At 69.7% G+C, this 15,492-nt stretch carries 13 protein-coding genes; 4 read left to right on the top strand and 9 right to left on the bottom strand.

Annotation, left to right across the window (positions count from 1 at the left end; genetic code table 11):
• The first annotated feature begins 199 nt into the window (after positions 1 to 199).
• A complete protein-coding gene (ppk2, locus tag AT699_RS20025) occupies positions 200 to 1,459 on the top strand; it encodes a polyphosphate kinase 2 (protein WP_024069612.1) in 1,260 nt (419 codons plus the stop codon).
• A 22-nt stretch (positions 1,460 to 1,481) separates the two neighbouring features.
• On the opposite strand, the gene AT699_RS20020 is transcribed toward ppk2, so the two are convergent.
• The 4 genes from AT699_RS20020 to AT699_RS20005 all read right to left on the bottom strand — a co-directional run bounded on the left by AT699_RS20020 (position 1,482) and on the right by AT699_RS20005 (position 5,607).
• Positions 1,482 to 1,862 carry an RNA-binding S4 domain-containing protein gene (locus AT699_RS20020; protein WP_049055401.1) on the bottom strand — a complete coding sequence of 127 codons (381 nt, stop codon included), beginning with the start codon at positions 1,860 to 1,862 and terminating at the stop codon, positions 1,482 to 1,484.
• Between the two features lie 50 nt (positions 1,863 to 1,912).
• Positions 1,913 to 3,613, bottom strand: a complete 1,701-nt coding sequence (locus tag AT699_RS20015) for a putative bifunctional diguanylate cyclase/phosphodiesterase (RefSeq protein ID WP_232254210.1) — start codon at positions 3,611 to 3,613, stop codon at positions 1,913 to 1,915.
• A gap of 147 nt (positions 3,614 to 3,760) precedes the next feature.
• Positions 3,761 to 4,750 (bottom strand): tripartite tricarboxylate transporter substrate binding protein, encoded by a 990-nt coding sequence (locus tag AT699_RS20010; RefSeq protein ID WP_006384856.1) that lies wholly within the window; start codon positions 4,748 to 4,750, stop codon positions 3,761 to 3,763.
• The gene (locus tag AT699_RS20005) at positions 4,747 to 5,607 is read right to left on the bottom strand and encodes an amidohydrolase family protein (protein WP_058207435.1); all 861 of its coding nucleotides are present in this window, start codon (positions 5,605 to 5,607) and stop codon (positions 4,747 to 4,749) included. Before AT699_RS20005 ends, AT699_RS20010 begins: the two co-directional genes overlap by 4 nt.
• A 103-nt stretch (positions 5,608 to 5,710) precedes the next feature.
• On the opposite strand from AT699_RS20005, the gene AT699_RS20000 reads away from it, so the two are divergent.
• A complete protein-coding gene (locus tag AT699_RS20000) occupies positions 5,711 to 6,598 on the top strand; it encodes a LysR family transcriptional regulator (RefSeq protein ID WP_020928548.1) in 888 nt (295 codons plus the stop codon).
• Between the two features lie 144 nt (positions 6,599 to 6,742).
• A complete protein-coding gene (locus AT699_RS19995) occupies positions 6,743 to 8,575 on the top strand; it encodes an ABC transporter ATP-binding protein/permease (protein WP_024069608.1) in 1,833 nt (610 codons plus the stop codon).
• Positions 8,576 to 8,606: 31 nt separating this feature from the next.
• Here the strand turns inward: AT699_RS19995 and AT699_RS19990 are convergent, their stop codons facing one another.
• Entirely contained in the window at positions 8,607 to 9,410 is an 804-nt protein-coding gene (locus AT699_RS19990) for an aspartate dehydrogenase (RefSeq protein ID WP_024069607.1), read from the bottom strand.
• Positions 9,411 to 9,596: 186 nt separating this feature from the next.
• Between AT699_RS19990 and AT699_RS19985 the strand changes: the two genes are divergently transcribed.
• Entirely contained in the window at positions 9,597 to 10,109 is a 513-nt protein-coding gene (locus AT699_RS19985; RefSeq protein ID WP_024069606.1) for a GNAT family N-acetyltransferase, read from the top strand.
• 48 nt (positions 10,110 to 10,157) lie between these two features.
• On the opposite strand, the gene AT699_RS19980 is transcribed toward AT699_RS19985, so the two are convergent.
• From AT699_RS19980 to AT699_RS19965, 4 genes are all read right to left on the bottom strand, one after another.
• Positions 10,158 to 11,075 carry a BMP family lipoprotein gene (locus tag AT699_RS19980; RefSeq protein WP_024069605.1) on the bottom strand — a complete coding sequence of 306 codons (918 nt, stop codon included), beginning with the start codon at positions 11,073 to 11,075 and terminating at the stop codon, positions 10,158 to 10,160.
• A complete protein-coding gene (locus AT699_RS19975) occupies positions 11,072 to 12,049 on the bottom strand; it encodes a Bug family tripartite tricarboxylate transporter substrate binding protein (protein WP_024069604.1) in 978 nt (325 codons plus the stop codon). Before AT699_RS19975 ends, AT699_RS19980 begins: the two co-directional genes overlap by 4 nt.
• A 158-nt stretch (positions 12,050 to 12,207) precedes the next feature.
• Entirely contained in the window at positions 12,208 to 13,596 is a 1,389-nt protein-coding gene (locus AT699_RS19970) for an amidohydrolase (protein WP_024069603.1), read from the bottom strand.
• Between the two features lie 257 nt (positions 13,597 to 13,853).
• Positions 13,854 to 15,347, bottom strand: a complete 1,494-nt coding sequence (locus tag AT699_RS19965; RefSeq protein WP_024069601.1) for an MFS transporter — start codon at positions 15,345 to 15,347, stop codon at positions 13,854 to 13,856.
• Positions 15,348 to 15,492: the final 145 nt, after the last annotated feature.

Raw genomic sequence — 15,492 nt, 5'->3', positions numbered from 1 at the left:
GCTGGCGGCAAGGCGATGGCGATGGCGGCAGTGTAGCGGGGCGATCGGGCGAGGAATGCTGCAAGAATGTTACAAGCATTGATTCACATCAACTCCGCGCCCCACCGCGCGGGGTAGGGTAGATGTTTTTTCCTGACGGCTCGCCGGCGACCGGCCGGCCGCGTCGGATCGCTCGACACGCATAGCAAGGACTGTATTGATGACGGACAAGATCGCGCCAGCCTCCGAACCTCCCGAAACCGGCAAGGACGACCCCCGCGCCGCCAAGCGCACCGCCGCGCCGCGGCGCGCGCGCACGGCTGCCAAGCCGGCCGCCAGGCAAGCCACCTCCAGGCAAGCCACTTCCAGGCAAGCCGCCGCCGAACGGTCCACCGCCAAACCGCCTGCCTCCAAACGCTCCACCGCCAGGCCGTCCTCGCCGCAGCCGCCCGCCTTGCCTGCCCTGGAGCCCGCGCTGCGGGCGCGCAAGCGTGTCAGCGCGCGCGAAGTCGCGGCGCGCCAGGAAACCACCGCGGTGTTGGCGGACATCGCCCGCCGCTACCAGGTGGGGCAGTCCGGCGAAGCCCACGAAGCGCTGCGGGCGGTCATCGAGGAACTGTCGCCGGACGATGCCGTGGCGGTGCATCGCGCGCTGCTGCAGGCCAACACCCAGGCCCCGGCCGCCCGGCGCAATCCCGACGAGGAACTGGCCACCGACTGGCGCGAAGGCATCTATCCCTATCGTCACCGCATGCTGCGGCGCAATTACGAAAAGCAGAAGTACGCCCTGCAGGTCGAGCTGCTGAAATTGCAGGCCTGGGTCAAGGCCACCGGCCAGCGCGTGGTGATTCTGTTCGAGGGCCGCGACGCGGCAGGCAAGGGCGGCACCATCAAGCGCATGATGGAACATCTCAATCCGCGCGGCGCGCGCGTGGTGGCGCTGGAAAAACCGTCCGATACCGAGCGCGGCCAGTGGTACTTCCAGCGCTACGTGCAGCACCTGCCGACCGCCGGCGAGATCGTCATGTTCGACCGCTCCTGGTACAACCGCGCCGGCGTCGAGCGCGTGATGGGTTTTTGCTCGGAAGAGGAATACCTGCAATTCCTGCACCAGGTGCCCGACTTCGAACGGCACCTGGTCACCAGCGGCATCCACCTGATCAAGTTCTGGTTCTCGGTCAGCCAGGAGGAGCAACGCCGCCGTTTCCTGCAGCGCAAGGTGCATCCGCTCAAGCAGTGGAAACTCAGCCCGGTGGACCTGGCGTCGCTCGACAAGTGGGACGACTACACCCGCGCCAAGGAAGCCATGTTCGCGCACACCGACACCGCCGATGCGCCGTGGATCGTGGTCAAGTCCGACTGCAAGAAGCGCGCGCGCCTGAACGCCATGCGCTACGTGCTGACCCGCTTGCCGTACGAAGGCAAGAGCGGCGCGCCGGAACTGGCGCTGGATCCATTGATCGTGGGGCGGGCGCTGTAGCCGCGCCGCATGCGGGCGCGGCCTACTTGCCGCGCATCTGGTCGATCAGGCGCCTGTCGCGCTTGGTCGGCCGCCCCGCCGCGATGTCCAGCGCCGGCTCGGGCGCCAGGCGCCGCATCTCGGCCGCGCGTTCGCGCGCGGCCACGCTCTCGGGGGTTTCCTCGTACAGCTGGCGCGCCGCCGGCGCCGGGCCGCGCACGCCGCTGACCGCCACCACCCGCACGTGCACCGCGGGATCTTCCTTGCGGATGCTGACCACGTCGCCGGCGCCGACCTCGCGCGCCGGCTTGGCCGGCTGGCCGTTGACCTGCACGCGGCCCTTGCCGATCTCGTCCACCGCCAGGCTGCGCGTCTTGTAGAACCGCGCCGCCCACAGCCATTTGTCGATCCGTATCTTGTCCATCGTCGTCATCGCGAAATTGCGCCATCAAGCGCACATGATAGCGGCTGGCGTCACGGTCCCTCGCGCAGCAGCGCGGCGAAGGCGCTGGCGGGCAGGGCGCGGCTGAAGAGAAAGCCCTGCATCGCATCGCAGCCTTCCTCGATCAGCATCTGGCGCTGCGCCTCGGTCTCCACGCCTTCGGCCAGCGTGCGCATGCCCAGCGAATGGGCCAGTCGCACCACGCCGCGGATCACGGCCGTGGCGGTCGGCACCTTGCCCAGCGCCCACACGAACGACTGGTCGATCTTGAGCGTGTCGATCGGCAGCCGCACCAGGTAGGCCAGGCTCGAATAGCCCGACCCGAAATCGTCCAGCGACGCCGAAATGCCGGCCTCGCGCAGCGCCGCCAGAATGCCGGAGGCTTTCTCCACGTCGCTCATCAGCGAGTTCTCGGTGACTTCCACGTCCAGCAGCGTCGGCGGCACGCCATGCACCGTCGCCAGGCGCACGATGGTCTTGGGCAGGTCGGGCGCGACCAGCTGGCGCGCCGACAGGTTGAACGAGATGCGCGGCACCGGCAGGCCTTCGGCCAGCCATTCGCTGATGTGCAGGCAGGTGGCGTTGGCCACCCATTCGGTCAGCGCCGATTCCAGCGGTGAATCCAGGATCACATCCAGGAATGCCGCTGGCCCGAGCAGGCCGCGGGTCGGGTGGCGCCAGCGCAGCAACGCCTCGGCGCCGCACAGCGAACCGTCGTGCATGCTGACCTGCGGCTGGAAGTGCAGTTCGAACTGGTTGTTGGTCAGTGCGCCCTGGATGTCGCCACGCAGCGACAGGCGCGCGCCCAGGCCCTGCATCAGCTCGCGGTGATAGGCGCGCACCTGGAAGCGGCCGGCCGACTTGGCGGCATACATCGCGGCGTCGGCGTAGTTCAACAGCGTTTCGGCGGACTCGCCGGGCGAGTTCAGCAGCGCGATGCCGATGCTGGCGCCCAGCGACAGCGAGCGTCCGTGCACATCGCTGGGACGCGACAGGGAATTCAGGATTGAATTGGCCAGGGCTTCGGCCGCGCGTTCGTTGGTGTCGCGCAGCACCAGCAGGAATTCGTCGCCGCCAACGCGGGCGCAGAAGATCGACGGCGTCAGGAATTTGCGCAGGCGATCCGCCACGTCGCACAGCAGCAGGTCGCCCTCGGCGTGGCCGAAGGCGTCATTGACTTCCTTGAAGCGGTCCAGGTCCAGGAACAGCACGGCCAGCGTGGCGCCCCGCGCGGCCAGCGCGGGTTCGGCCTCGGCAATCGCCGCCGACAGCGTCTCCATGCACTGGCGCCGGTTGGGCAGGCCGGTGAGGTAATCGTGGGTGGCCTGGTACTTGAGCTGCGCGGTCTCTTCGCGTTCGCGCGAGACGTCGCGCAACAGGATCGCCAGGCCGCCTTCATGGGGAAAGGCGCGCGCTTCGAACCAGGTGGCCAGGGGCGCGTAATAGCCGGTGTGATGAGCGGGGCGGCCGGTCTGCGCGGCCGCGCGACAGGCATCGTAATAGCCGGTGCCGACCAGGTCCGGACAGCTGTCCCACAGGCCGTGGCCCACCAGGTCCTGCCTGCTGCGCCGCAGCAGCCGTTCGGCGCCCGGATTGAGATAAGCGACGCGCCAGTCGCGGTCCAGCGACAGGAAACCGTCGGCCAGGGCATCGAGCGTGGAGCCGTCGACGCCGGCCGCCAGGCGCGCCGCCGCGTCGGGGGAGGGGGATGAGTCGTCGCTTGCCTGGTTCATCACGTTCCGGATTTCCCTGAGCACGATCAATGTGCTGTTTTATCGCATCGGCGAGTCGGCGTAAAAGCAAAAAAAACGGCGCCCCGAAGGGCGCCCAAGACCGGCAAACCGGTATGCGGGCGCAGGGCGCCCGCCAGTACTCAATCCTCAATCCAGCTTCAGGCCGGCTTCCTTGACCACGCGCTGCCACTTGTCGATCTCGGCGCGGCGGAAGGTGTCCAGCTCGGCCGGCGTGGAGCCGATCGGCTCGGCGCCGATGCCTTCGAGCTGTTCGGCGATCTGCGGGTCCTTCAGCACCTTGGCCAGCGCCTGCGACACTTTGTTGACGATTTCCGGCGGCGTGCCGGCGGGCGCGAACACCGCGTTCCATTCGTAGGTTTCATAGCCGGGCACGCCGGATTCGGCGATGGTGGGCAGGTCCGGCGCGGCCTTGGAGCGTTGCGCGCCGCCGACGGCCACCGCGCGCAGCTTGCCGTTCTTCACGTGCTGCCAGGCCGAGCCCATGCTCGCGAACATCACCGGCACCTGGCCCGACATCACGTCGATCATGGCCGGGCCGCCGCCCTTGTAGGCGACGTGCTGCAGCTGGGTCTTGGCCAGCAGGTTGAACAGTTCGCCGGCCAGGTGCTGGGCCGAGCCGGGGCCGGCCGAGGCGAAGTAGACCTGTTCCTTGCCGCCGGGCTGGCCCAGGCGGATCAGGTCGGCCACCGTCTTCACTTCGTACGACGGCGTCACCACCAGCACGTTGGGCACGCGCAACAGCAGCGACACCGGCGCGAAGGCGGTCAGGGTGTCGAACTGCATCTTGGGGTGCAGGGCCGGGTTCTGCGCGTGGTTGGAGGCGTCCAGCATCAGCGTGTAGCCGTCGGGCTGGGCCTTGGCGACCACCGCCCCGCCGATCATGCCGCCGGCGCCGCCACGGTTTTCAATGACCACCGGCTGGCCCAGTTCGGCCGCCAGCTTGGGGCCCAGCAGGCGGGCCACCACGTCCACCGTGCCGCCTGGCGGGTAGGTCACGACCAGCGTGACGGCGCGCTCGGGATAGGCGGCGGAGGCCGCGCCGGCGGCGCTGGCCAACAGGCCGGCGGCGGCCAGCAGGCTGGCGCGGCGCGCGAGGCGTTTGAACAGAGGGGTCATTGGAATTCTCCTTGGAATTGGAACAGCCGCAACGGCGTGTCGGCGAGTACGGCGCGCCGTTGCGCGGGGTCATCGATCCAGTCGTCCAGCCACTGCGTGGCAGCGGCATACGACGCCAGGTGGCGATGCTCGGTATGGGGCCAGTCGCTGCCCCACATCAGGTGGGCCGGCGTGTAGGCGTCCAGCAGTTGCCGCGCGGCCTCGCGGCCCGACGTGGCACAGGCGGGGCCGGTCCAGTTGCGGTAGGGGGCCGACAGCTTGACCCAGACGCGGCCGCTGCCGGCTTGCCGCAGCAGGTACTGGAAGCCGGGGTCGGCGATGCCTTGCGCCGGATCGGGGCGGCCGAAATGGTCGACCACCACGCGGCATTCTGCCTGCAGCAAGGCCGGCATGATATCGGCCAGGCGCGCGGCCTGCACGTGGATCTCGACGTGCCAGCCGAGCGCGTTGACGCGCTCGAGCAGGTGGCGCCAGGCGGGCGCCGCCAGGTCGGGCAGGTCCAGGCCGATCAGGTTCAGGCGGATGCCGACCACGCCGGCCGCGGCCAGGGCCTGCAGCCCGGGGTCGTCGATGGCGGGGTCCACCACCGCCACGCCACGCAGCCGCGCCGGCGCGGCGCGCAACGCCTGGAGCAGATGGCTGTTGTCGGTGCCCAGGAAGCTGGGCTGCACCAGCACTCCATGCGACAACCCATGCCCGTCCAGCAGCTCCAGGTACTGGGCCAGCGTGGCGTCGTAGTCGGGCGTGTGGCGGCGCGTGTCCGCCAGGGCCAGTCCCTGGTGGAAGACGTGGGCGTGGGTGTCGACGGCGGCGGTGGCCGGTAGGGGCAAGGCTGTCTCCTGCGATTTGCGGTGCATGCCCCAAGGGGGTGCACATCTGTAAGGTTCTGTAAGCGGGATTCTAGGCAGACAAGGTATAGTTTTCTATTCTGTAAAACTGCTTTATTCATATTGGATTGATATGGAAACCCGGCACCTGCGCTATTTCCTGGCCGTGGTCGACCACGGCAGCGTGAGCCGCGCCTCGGAATGGCTGGGCATCGCCCAGCCCGCCCTGAGCCAGGCCCTGGGCCGCATGGAAAAGGACCTGGGCGTGCGCCTGTTCGAACGCTCGCGCCAGGGTTCCACGCCGACGCCGGCGGCCCTGGCCATCCTGGAGGACGTGCGCGCCAGCATCGCCCGCATCGATGCCGCCGCGCGGCGCGCCCGGGAGATCGGCCGCGGCAGCGCCGGTCAGCTGACGGTGGGGCTGGTGTCGTCGGCGCTGTTCAACACCTTGCCGCGGGCGTTGCGCGAGATGCGGCGGCAGGCGCCCGGCGTGCGCGTGATCCTGCGCGAGATGAGCAACGCCGAGCAGGCCGAGGCCCTGCAGACCGGCGAGATCGATATCGGCCTGATGCACACGCCGGTGGCGGTGGGCGGCCGCATGCGCGAACGCCAGCTGCTGCGCGACCGGCTGGTGGCGGCGGTGCCGGACGAGTTCGACGTCGCCGCCGACGGCCAGGTGTCGATGGCGCAGATCGCCCAGGCCGGCCTGGTGATGTATCCGCAGTCGCAGCTGCCGGCGTTCTACGCCGACATCCTCGATGCCATGCGCAAGGGCGGCCATGACGCCCAGGTGGCGCAGGAGGCCAACCGCACGCTGACCGTGCTGGCCTGCGTGGCGGGCGGCTGCGGCGTGGCGCTGCTGCCCAGCTGGATCCGTTCCATGGATTTCCGCGGCGTGCGCTTTTGCGAGGTGCGCGACGGCGAACGCCTGCCCAGCTTCGACCTGAGCGCCATCTGGCCGGCCCGTTCGGTGCCGACGCTGGCTGACCTGTTCGCCAACCTCGACCTGGGCGGCGACTGAGATTTCAGACTGAGCTTTCAATCCGCCCGGAGAATGCCTTTCAATTCGTCCGAAGAACGCTTAAGCCACGCTTAAGACGGCATTTTCGCCGGAACTGCGACATCCCCGCCGCTCTAAACAGAAACGGCTTCGACGGGATGATTCATGGACCTGGACTGGCAGCAACAGTTGTGGGAAAGCGCGTGGTGGATGGCGCGCGCATTCGGCATCAGCGCCATCGCGCTGGCGCTGGTCGCGTGGGCGCTGTCGCGCTGGACCGATTGGGGACGCAAGTTCTGGCGCCTGGCCTGGCCCTACCTGACGCCGCGGCGCAGCTGGCGGCCGCTGCTGACGCTGGCCGCGCTGCTGTTCCTGGCGATGTTCTCGGTCCGCATGACCGTGCTGTTCTCGTTCTGGTACAACGGCTTCTACAGCGCATTGCAGGCGCTCGACCCGAGCGCGTTCTGGCGCTTGCTGGGCATTTTCTCGATCCTGGCCACGGTGCACGTGGTGCGCGCGCTGATCGACAGCTACGCCGGCCAGGCCTTCGACATCCATTGGCGCGTCTGGCTCAACGATCGGCTGACGGGCGATTGGCTGGACGCGCGCGCCTACTATCGCGGCCATTTCATCGAAGAACCGGTGGACAACCCCGACCAGCGCATCGAGCAGGACATCGCGGCGTTCGTGACCGGCTCGCGCACGCTGGCGATCGGCGCCCTCAGCGCCGTGGTGTCGCTGGTGGCGTTCACCGCGATCCTGTGGAACCTGTCCGGCGCGCTGGACGTGGCGGGGGTGGAGATCCCGCGCGCCATGGTGTTCATGGTGTACCTGTACGTCATCGTGGCCACGCTGTTCGCCTTTCGCATCGGCCGGCCGCTGATCCGCCTGAACTTCCTGTCCGAACGGCTGACCGCCAACTTCCGCTACGCGCTGCTGCGACTGCGCGAGAACGCCGAGAACGTGGCCTTCTACCAGGGCGAGGCGGTCGAGCGCGCCGCGCTCTGGACGCGCTTTTCGGCCTACATCGCCAACCTGTGGGCGCGTGTGTACCGGGGTTTGAAGTTCGACGGCTTCAACCTGGTCGTGAGCCAGGTGGCGGTGGTGTTTCCGTTCCTGCTGCAGGCGCAGCGCTTTTTCAGCGGCGCGATCAAGCTGGGCGACGTGATGCAGACCTCGCAGGCGTTCGGCCAGGTGCAGGATTCGCTGTCGTTCTTTCGCACCTCGTACGACGCGTTCGCGCAGTACCGCGCCACCCTCAACCGCCTGGCCGGCTTCCTCGATGCCAACGCGGCGGCGCGCGCGCTGCCGGCGATCGAGGCGCAGCCGCTGCCGGACGCGCTGCAGATCACCGGACTGGACGTGTCGCGTCCCGATGGCCGGGCGTTGCTGCGGAGCCTGGATCTTTCGCTGCGTCCGGGGCAGGCGCTGCTGATCAAGGGGCCGTCCGGCAGCGGCAAGACCACCTTGCTGCGCGCCCTGGCGGGCCTGTGGCCCCATGCGCGCGGAACGGTGCGGCGGCCGCAGGGCGCGGCGGCGCTGTTCCTGTCGCAGCGTCCCTATCTGCCGCTGGGCAAGCTGCGCGATGCCGTGGCCTATCCCGGGCATGCGCGGCCGGGGGACGATGCGCGCCTTGCGTTGGCACTGCGCGCGGTGAACCTGGGGCACCTGGCCGGCCGGCTGGATCACGAGGCCGACTGGTCGCGCATCCTCTCGATCGGCGAACAGCAGCGCGTGGCATTCGCCCGCGTGCTGTTCAACCGGCCGGCCATCGTGTTCCTGGACGAGGCCACCTCGGCCACCGACGAAGGGCTGGAACACATGCTGTACGGCTTGCTGCGCGAGCAACTGCCCGGCGCCATGCTGGTCAGCGTCGGCCATCGCAGCACGCTCGATGCGTTCCATACCCACCGGCTGGATCTGGATGGCAAAGGCGGCTGGAACACCGGCTCGCTGGCCGCGGGGCCCGTGCCGGCGTTGGCGTGTGCGGCGGCCTAGTGCGCTGTCCCGCAGATACGCCCGGCGCCTGTCAGGTGCCCACCCGCAGCGGACCGGTCAGCTTGCGCAGCGCCGCGATCACGCTCTGCGCGGTGATGCGGCCGGTCTTGGGATTGGCCGACGGGATGTTCTGGATTTCCATCGAGAACGAGGCGGAATCGGACACCACTTCGACGCGGTGCACGTTGCGTTCCAGCGACGGGTCGGCCCAGATCTCCAGCGTGGTGCGGTCCGGGCCGATGCCGGCCAGCGACACGCTCACGGCCACGTTCAGGTTGGCCGGGAAACCCACCGCCGCTTCGCGCGGCGAGCCGCGGAAGATCAGGCGCGGTTCGGTGATGCCGTCGATGTCGATGTTGTTGTCGGTCAGGTAGGGCGCGCCCAGCAGGCCGCGCACCGGCTTGCGCGTGATCATCGTGACCGAGTGGATCTCGCCCTCGGCCGCGGCGGTGATGGCGTCCAGTCCCAGGATGGCGCCGGACGGCACCAGGATCTGGCCCTGGTGGCGCCGCGCCAGTTCGATCAGGTCGTCGTGGCGCAGCAGCGCGCCGGAACTCAGCACCACCAGCTTCTTGCCGGCCTTGAGCACCGGCTCGGCCAGTTCGCGGAACACGGCGGCGGGAGCGCATTCGACCACCACGTCGCAATGCCCGGCCAGTTCGCCGATGGTGGTGAAAACCGGCGTGGCGTTCTGCCAGGCTACCGCGGGCGCGGCCTTGGGATCGCGCACCGCCACGGCGGCCAGGGTCAGGCCGGGCAGGCCGGCGTCCAGGGATTGCGCCACGGCCTGGCCGATGGCGCCGAAGCCGGCGATGCCGACGCGGTAGCTGTTCATGGAGTTTTCCGGAAGGTGGGGCGCGGCGCGCCGCGCAAGCTTGGAAGCCGGCCGGCGGCAGCTGATCCGGCCAGGGTCGGCGGTCACTGTAGCGATGGCCCGGGCAGGCGTCAATCGGATGCCGGTGGCGCGGGCCGCGCGGCGTACACTCGCCCTTCGTGTCCCACCATCACCAGGAGCAGGGCCATGCGGATTTCCGCTGAAACCCCCGACGAGATCGCGGCCATCTTCGCCTTGACCCAGGAGGCCTTTCGCGACCACCCGCACAGCCAGCATACCGAGGGCTACATCATCGACGCCCTGCGCGCGGCCGGCGCGTTGACGCTGTCGCTGGTGGCGCATGAAGCGGGCATGGCGGTGGGGCACGCGGCCTTTTCGCCGGTCGCCATCGGCGACGGCGCGGCCGGCTGGTACGGGTTGGGGCCGGTGGCGGTGCTGCCGGCCATGCAGGGCCGTGGCATCGGCGCGGCGTTGATCGAGGCGGGCCTGGCCGAGCTCGAAGCGCGCGGCGCGGCCGGCTGCGTGGTGCTGGGCGAGCCGGCGTACTACACGCGCTTCGGCTTTGCGCGGATGCCGGCGCTGACCTATCCCGGCGTGCCGCCGGAGTACTTCATGGCGCGGGTTTTCACGCGCCAGGCGGCCGGCGAAGTGGCGTATCACGCGGCGTTCGCGGCCACCGGGCCGGTCGCCGCGGGCTGAGCCCGCCAGCGCGTCGCGGCGTGGCGGCCGCCGCTCCGGCCGGCAGGTTCAGGCCAATCCGCCCGGCGGCGTGAACTCGGGCCCGGTGTAATCGTGCGCGACCTCGATCTCGCCGCGCGCCAGCCGCGCCGACCACTCGTCCAGCAGGCGCCGTTCCTCCGCCGATACCTGCGCGCCCAGCACCAGCCGCAGCGCCGCGCCGGTCTCCAGGCCGAAACGCGTGACGCCGCCCACCCGCAGCGCGCCGGCGGCGTGATCGGCGGCGGCGCGTTCCACGCACAACCCCGAATCCGCCAGTGCCGACGCCAGGTATACGGCCGGATCGCGCGCCACCCAGTCGAGCACATTGCCGATCTGCCACAGGCGGTGGCGGCGGCAGGCGCGCGTGATGCCCTCGCGGCCTCCATCCATCATCGCGAACACCACGCCGGCGCCCGCGGCGGCCAGCGCATCGGTCCAGGTCTCGGCCAGGGCGGGTTCGTGCTGATTGCCGCAGAAACCCGTCAGCGGATCCTGCCCGCGCACGCGCCGCACGCCATCGGCATAAGCGGCGCGGCCCTTCAGGCCGGGCCGCACGCGCTCTCCCGACAGGTGCGCGGCGCCGCCGCGCGCGCCGGCCAGCACGCCGGCCAGGAAAGCGCTGTGCTCTTGCAGGATTTCGTACGACGCGACGTTGCTGCCGTGATGGCTGCCCTGGGTGATGGCGAACTGGATGCGCGGAAAGCGCGGCGCCACCCGCGCCACCGGCGCGTCGCCCTGGCCGCCGTGCACGATGACCAGGTCAGGCGCCGTGGCGCACAGCGCCGCCAGGCGCTCGGCGCGCACGGCGGGATCGTTGGCGGCGATCCACTCCAGCGCAAGCGCATGGCCCGCGCGCGCGGCGCGGGCGGCGCCCTCGACAGCGGCCTCGTTGAAGCCGCCGCGACCCGGCTGGCCGAACAGCACCAGCAGTCGGCGCGCGCTCACAGGCTGGCTCCGGTGGCCCTTACCACCGGCTCCCAGTCCTCGGCCTGGCGCCGCACGAAGTCGGTGAATTCGCTGGACGATTTATGCGCCAGCACGAAACCCTGGCCCTCCAGCTTGGCGCGGATCTCCGGCGTTTGCAGCACTTGCGCCAGCGCCATGTGCAGGCGTTCGCTGACGCCGTCGGGCAGGCCCGCCGGACCGGACAGGCCGACGAAATTCTCGGCCACCAGGCCCGGATAGCCCAGTTCTCCCACCGCGGGAATCCCGGGCGCCTGCGGCACGCGCTGCTGCGTGGTCACCGCCAGCAGCCGCAGTTGGCCGTTGCGCAGGAACGGCAGGTTCTGCGGCAGGGCGTCGACCGCCATGCGGATCTGTCCGCCCAGCAGGTCGTTGCGCATCGCGCCCGAGCCTTTGTAGGGAATGTGCTCGAGCCGCGCGCCGGTCTGGCGCGCATACAGTTCACCGACGATCTGCCCTACCGAGGCCAGGCCGCCGCTGCCGTACTGCACCGGCGCGGGCTGCGCCTTGATCCACTCGGTCAACTGCGCGAAGGTCTCGACCGGCACCGAGGGATGCACCACGAAGGCCGTTGGCACCGCGCCGATATAGGCCACGTGGCGGAAGCTGGCCAGCGGATCGTATTGGTGCCGCGGCATGAGCGCGGGCGAGATCGACAGCGGCGCCGAGTTCGACATCAGCAGGGTGTAGCCATCGGCGGCAGCCTGCGCCACTTGCGTCGCGCCGATGGTGGAGCCGGCGCCAGGTCGGTTGTCGATGACGATGGACTGGCCCAGCAGGTCGCCCAGCGCGGGCGCGATGACGCGCGCGGCGATATCGCTGGCGCCGCCCGGCGGAAAGGTCACCACCAGGCGGATGGGCCGGTCGGGCCAGTTGGCGGCGCGCGCCCGGCGCGGCCGCGCCAGGGGCAGGGCCAGCGTGCTGGCAAGCAGGAATCGGCGGCGGGAGATCGGCATGGCGGGTCGGCGCTTTGGTGGCAAAGGGCCGTACTGTAGGAAACCGCGCCGCGTCCCACAAAGACTTTGTGGCGGTTTGCTTATGCCCACCGCGGGGCGCGGCGCGCATTGCGCGCGCCGCCTGCGTGCGCCACCGGCTGCGCGCCGGCGGCACGTGCTCAGCTGCCTTTCTTGGCCTTGGCCATGTAGTCCACCGTCAGGTTCGACAGCGCCCGCACGCCGTTGATCAGCCCCGACTCGTCCACGTAGAAGCGCGGCGAATGGTTGGGCGCGGCGGTCTCGGGATTGACGTCCTTGGGCGTGACGCCCAGATAGAAGAACATGCCCGGCACCTTCTCCTGGTAGAACGAGAAGTCCTCCGACGCCGTCGACTTGGGCTGCAGGCCGTAGTTGCCTTCGCCCGCCACGCGCCGCAGCGTCGCGCCCATTTCCTCGGTCAGGCCGGGGTTGTTGACGGTGGCGTTGTACAGCTCCACCACGCGCACGTCGGCCTTGGCCCCGGCGCTTTGCGCGATCTGCGTGGCGGTGCGTTCGATGCGCTGGTGGATGTCCTTCTTCATGCCTTCGTCATACGTGCGGATGGTGCCCGTCATGGCGACGCTGTCCGGCACGATGTTCATGCGGTTGCCGCCGTGGATCGCGCCCACGGTGATGACGGCCGGCTCCAGCATGCTGTTGATCTGGCGGCTGGGAATGGTCTGCAGGCCCAGGATGATCTGCGAACTGACCACGATCGGGTCGATGCCCGACCACGGCCGCGCGCCATGCGTCTGCTTGCCGGTCACGTCGATCCAGAACTGGTCGGCCGCGGCCATCGCCGGGCCGCTGCGCCACGACAGCTTGCCCACCGGATAGCTGCTGGACACGTGCAGGCCGAAGATCGCGTCGACCTTGGGATTTTCCAGCACGCCTTCCTGCACCATCATCTTGGCGCCCCAGATCTTCTTGCCGTCCGGCTCGAAGTCGGCCGGGCTTTCCTCGGCCGGCTGGAAGATGAACTTGACGCTGCCGGGCAATTGGTCCTTCATGCCGGCAAGCACTTCGGCGGTGGCCATCAGGATGGCGGTGTGGGCGTCATGGCCGCAGGCGTGCATCACGTCCACTTCCTTGCCCAGGTAGGTGCCCTTGGCCTTGGAGGCGAACGGCACGTCCACCTGTTCCTTCACCGGCAGCGCGTCCATGTCGGCGCGCAGCGCCACCACCGGGCCGGGCTTGCCGCCCTTGAGCAGCGCCACCACGCCGGTGCCGGCCACGCCGGTCTTCACTTCCATGCCGAGCGCGCGCAGATGGTCGGCCACCAGCTTGGACGTGCGCGTTTCCTGGTTGCCCAGTTCGGGGTGCTGGTGGATGTCGCGGCGCCAGGCGATGAGCTTGTCTTCGATGGCCTTGGCGCGCTGGTCGATCTGCGTGGCCAGTTCGGGGGCGGGCGCGGGCGCCAGCGGCCCCTGCGTGCCGGGCGCGCTTTGCGCGGCGGCCGGGCCGCTGAACGCCAGGTGCGCGGCCAGCGCCAGCGGGGCCAGCCGGAACAGGATCTTGCGGTGTTGCATGGCATGTCTCCTCTTGGTTGTTAACCTGTTATTGGGCGGAGATATTACCGGAGCGCACCCGCGATGGCGCGCTTGTTACGCCTGCTTAAAAACGCGGCTGTTTGATTCCGGGCGCTGGAATTCCGCGCCTTGGAATTGCGCGTCCCGCCCGGGTTTCGGCCGCTCGCCGCGAGGCCCGCGCAGCGTCGTCGTATCCACGCGGCGGCGGTTCGCGCGGCGGCGTCCGGCGTCGCCGCGACGATGCGCGCGCCTGTCGCCTACGCGGCCCGCAGCACCGGCCGCGCGCCGCGCGTGACCCACAACAGCAGCAGCGCCGCCAGCAGCGAGGCCACGCCGGCGCCGGCCATGGCGGCATGGAAACCGTCGGCCAATGCGTCGGCGAACAACGCCGCCACGCCATCGGGTTGCGCCGGCAGCACGTGCTGGGTGACCGCCACGCGCGCCACCGCCCGCGCATCCGCCTGGCCCAGCCGCGTCAGCGCCGCGGCCAGGTGGTCGACCGCGCGGCCGCTCATCAGCGCGCCCAGCAGCGCGATGCCGATGGTCATGCCAGTCTGGCGCAGCGCGTTCATGGTGGCCGAAGCCATGCCCGAGCGCTCGCGCGGCACCGTCGCCATCACCGCCATGCTGGTGGCCGGGACCGCCAATCCCATGCCCAGGCCCAGCAGCACCATCAACGATCCGGAAAGCGCGTAGGGCGTGTGCGCGTCGAAACTCATCATGCCCAGCATGGCCGCGCCGACCATGCCGTAGCCGGCGATCATCAGCCGCGGCAGGCCGAAGCGAGGATTCAGGCGGCCGAACACCGTCGACACGATCCCGGTGGCCACGAATTGCGGCGCCAGCTGCCAGCCTGCCTCCAGCGGCGACAGGCCGCGCACGTGCTGCAGGTAGAGCGAGAAGAAGAACAGGCTGCTGTAGGCGCCGAATCCCATCACGAACGAGGCGAAGTTGGTGCTGGCGAAGCCGGCGTCGCGGAACAGGCCCAGCGGCAGGATGGGGCGCGCCACGGTGTGCTCGACCCACAGGAAGGCGACCAGCCCGATCGCGGCCACGGCCAGCGCGGCGATAGTGGCCGGCGCCTGCCAGCCGTGCTCGCCGGCGGTGATCAGGCCATAGGTCAGCGCGCCCAGCCAGACCACGCTCAGGGCCTGCCCGACCGGATCGAAGGCGGCATGTTCGGGATGCGCGCTTTCCTGGATGCCCCAGGCGCCCAGCGCGATCGCCAGCGCCCCCACCGGCAGGTTGATCAGGAAGATGCTCTGCCAGCTGAAGTGCGCCACCAGCAGGCCGCCCAGCATCGGGCCGACGATCAGCGAGATGGCATTGCACGACGCCCACAGGCCGATGGCGCGGGCGCGCTCGGCGGGGTCGGGAAAGGCCTGGGTCAGCAGCGACATCGCGCCCGGTATCAGCAGTGCGCCGGCCACGCCCTGCACCGCGCGGCCCGCCAGCAGCAGCGGCAGGTTGTCGGCCAGCCCGCAGAACGCCGAGCCGATCGTGAACAGCACGACGCCCGCCAGCCACGAACGCTTGCGGCCATAGCGGTCGCCCAGGGGCCCGGCCGACAGCATGAACGCCGACAGGAACAGCGCGTAGGCGTCCACCACCCATTGCAGGCCGGCCATGTCGATGCGCAGCGCCGCCTGCATGGTGGGCAGGGCGACGTTGACGATGCTGATGTCCAGGATGGTGATGAAACTGCCCAGGTTGACGGCGATCGCCAGGGCGCGGCGGCGGGAGGCAAGCATGCGGAAGGGCCGTGAAGGGGATGGAAAATCGTATTCTAATAATCGACTGACCGTCGGTCAATAAATAAAAAGACGCATTCCCGATTGTTCCCGGGCCGCGCGCCAGGCGCGTCCTCTACACTGGAGATCGTTGAAAATGAAAGGA

It is taken from the genome of Achromobacter xylosoxidans (genome assembly GCF_001457475.1).
Taxonomy (GTDB): Bacteria; Pseudomonadota; Gammaproteobacteria; order Burkholderiales; family Burkholderiaceae_B; genus Achromobacter; species Achromobacter xylosoxidans.
Note: the sequence above shows the minus strand (reverse complement) of the source record. Positions and strands in the feature narration are given on the sequence as shown.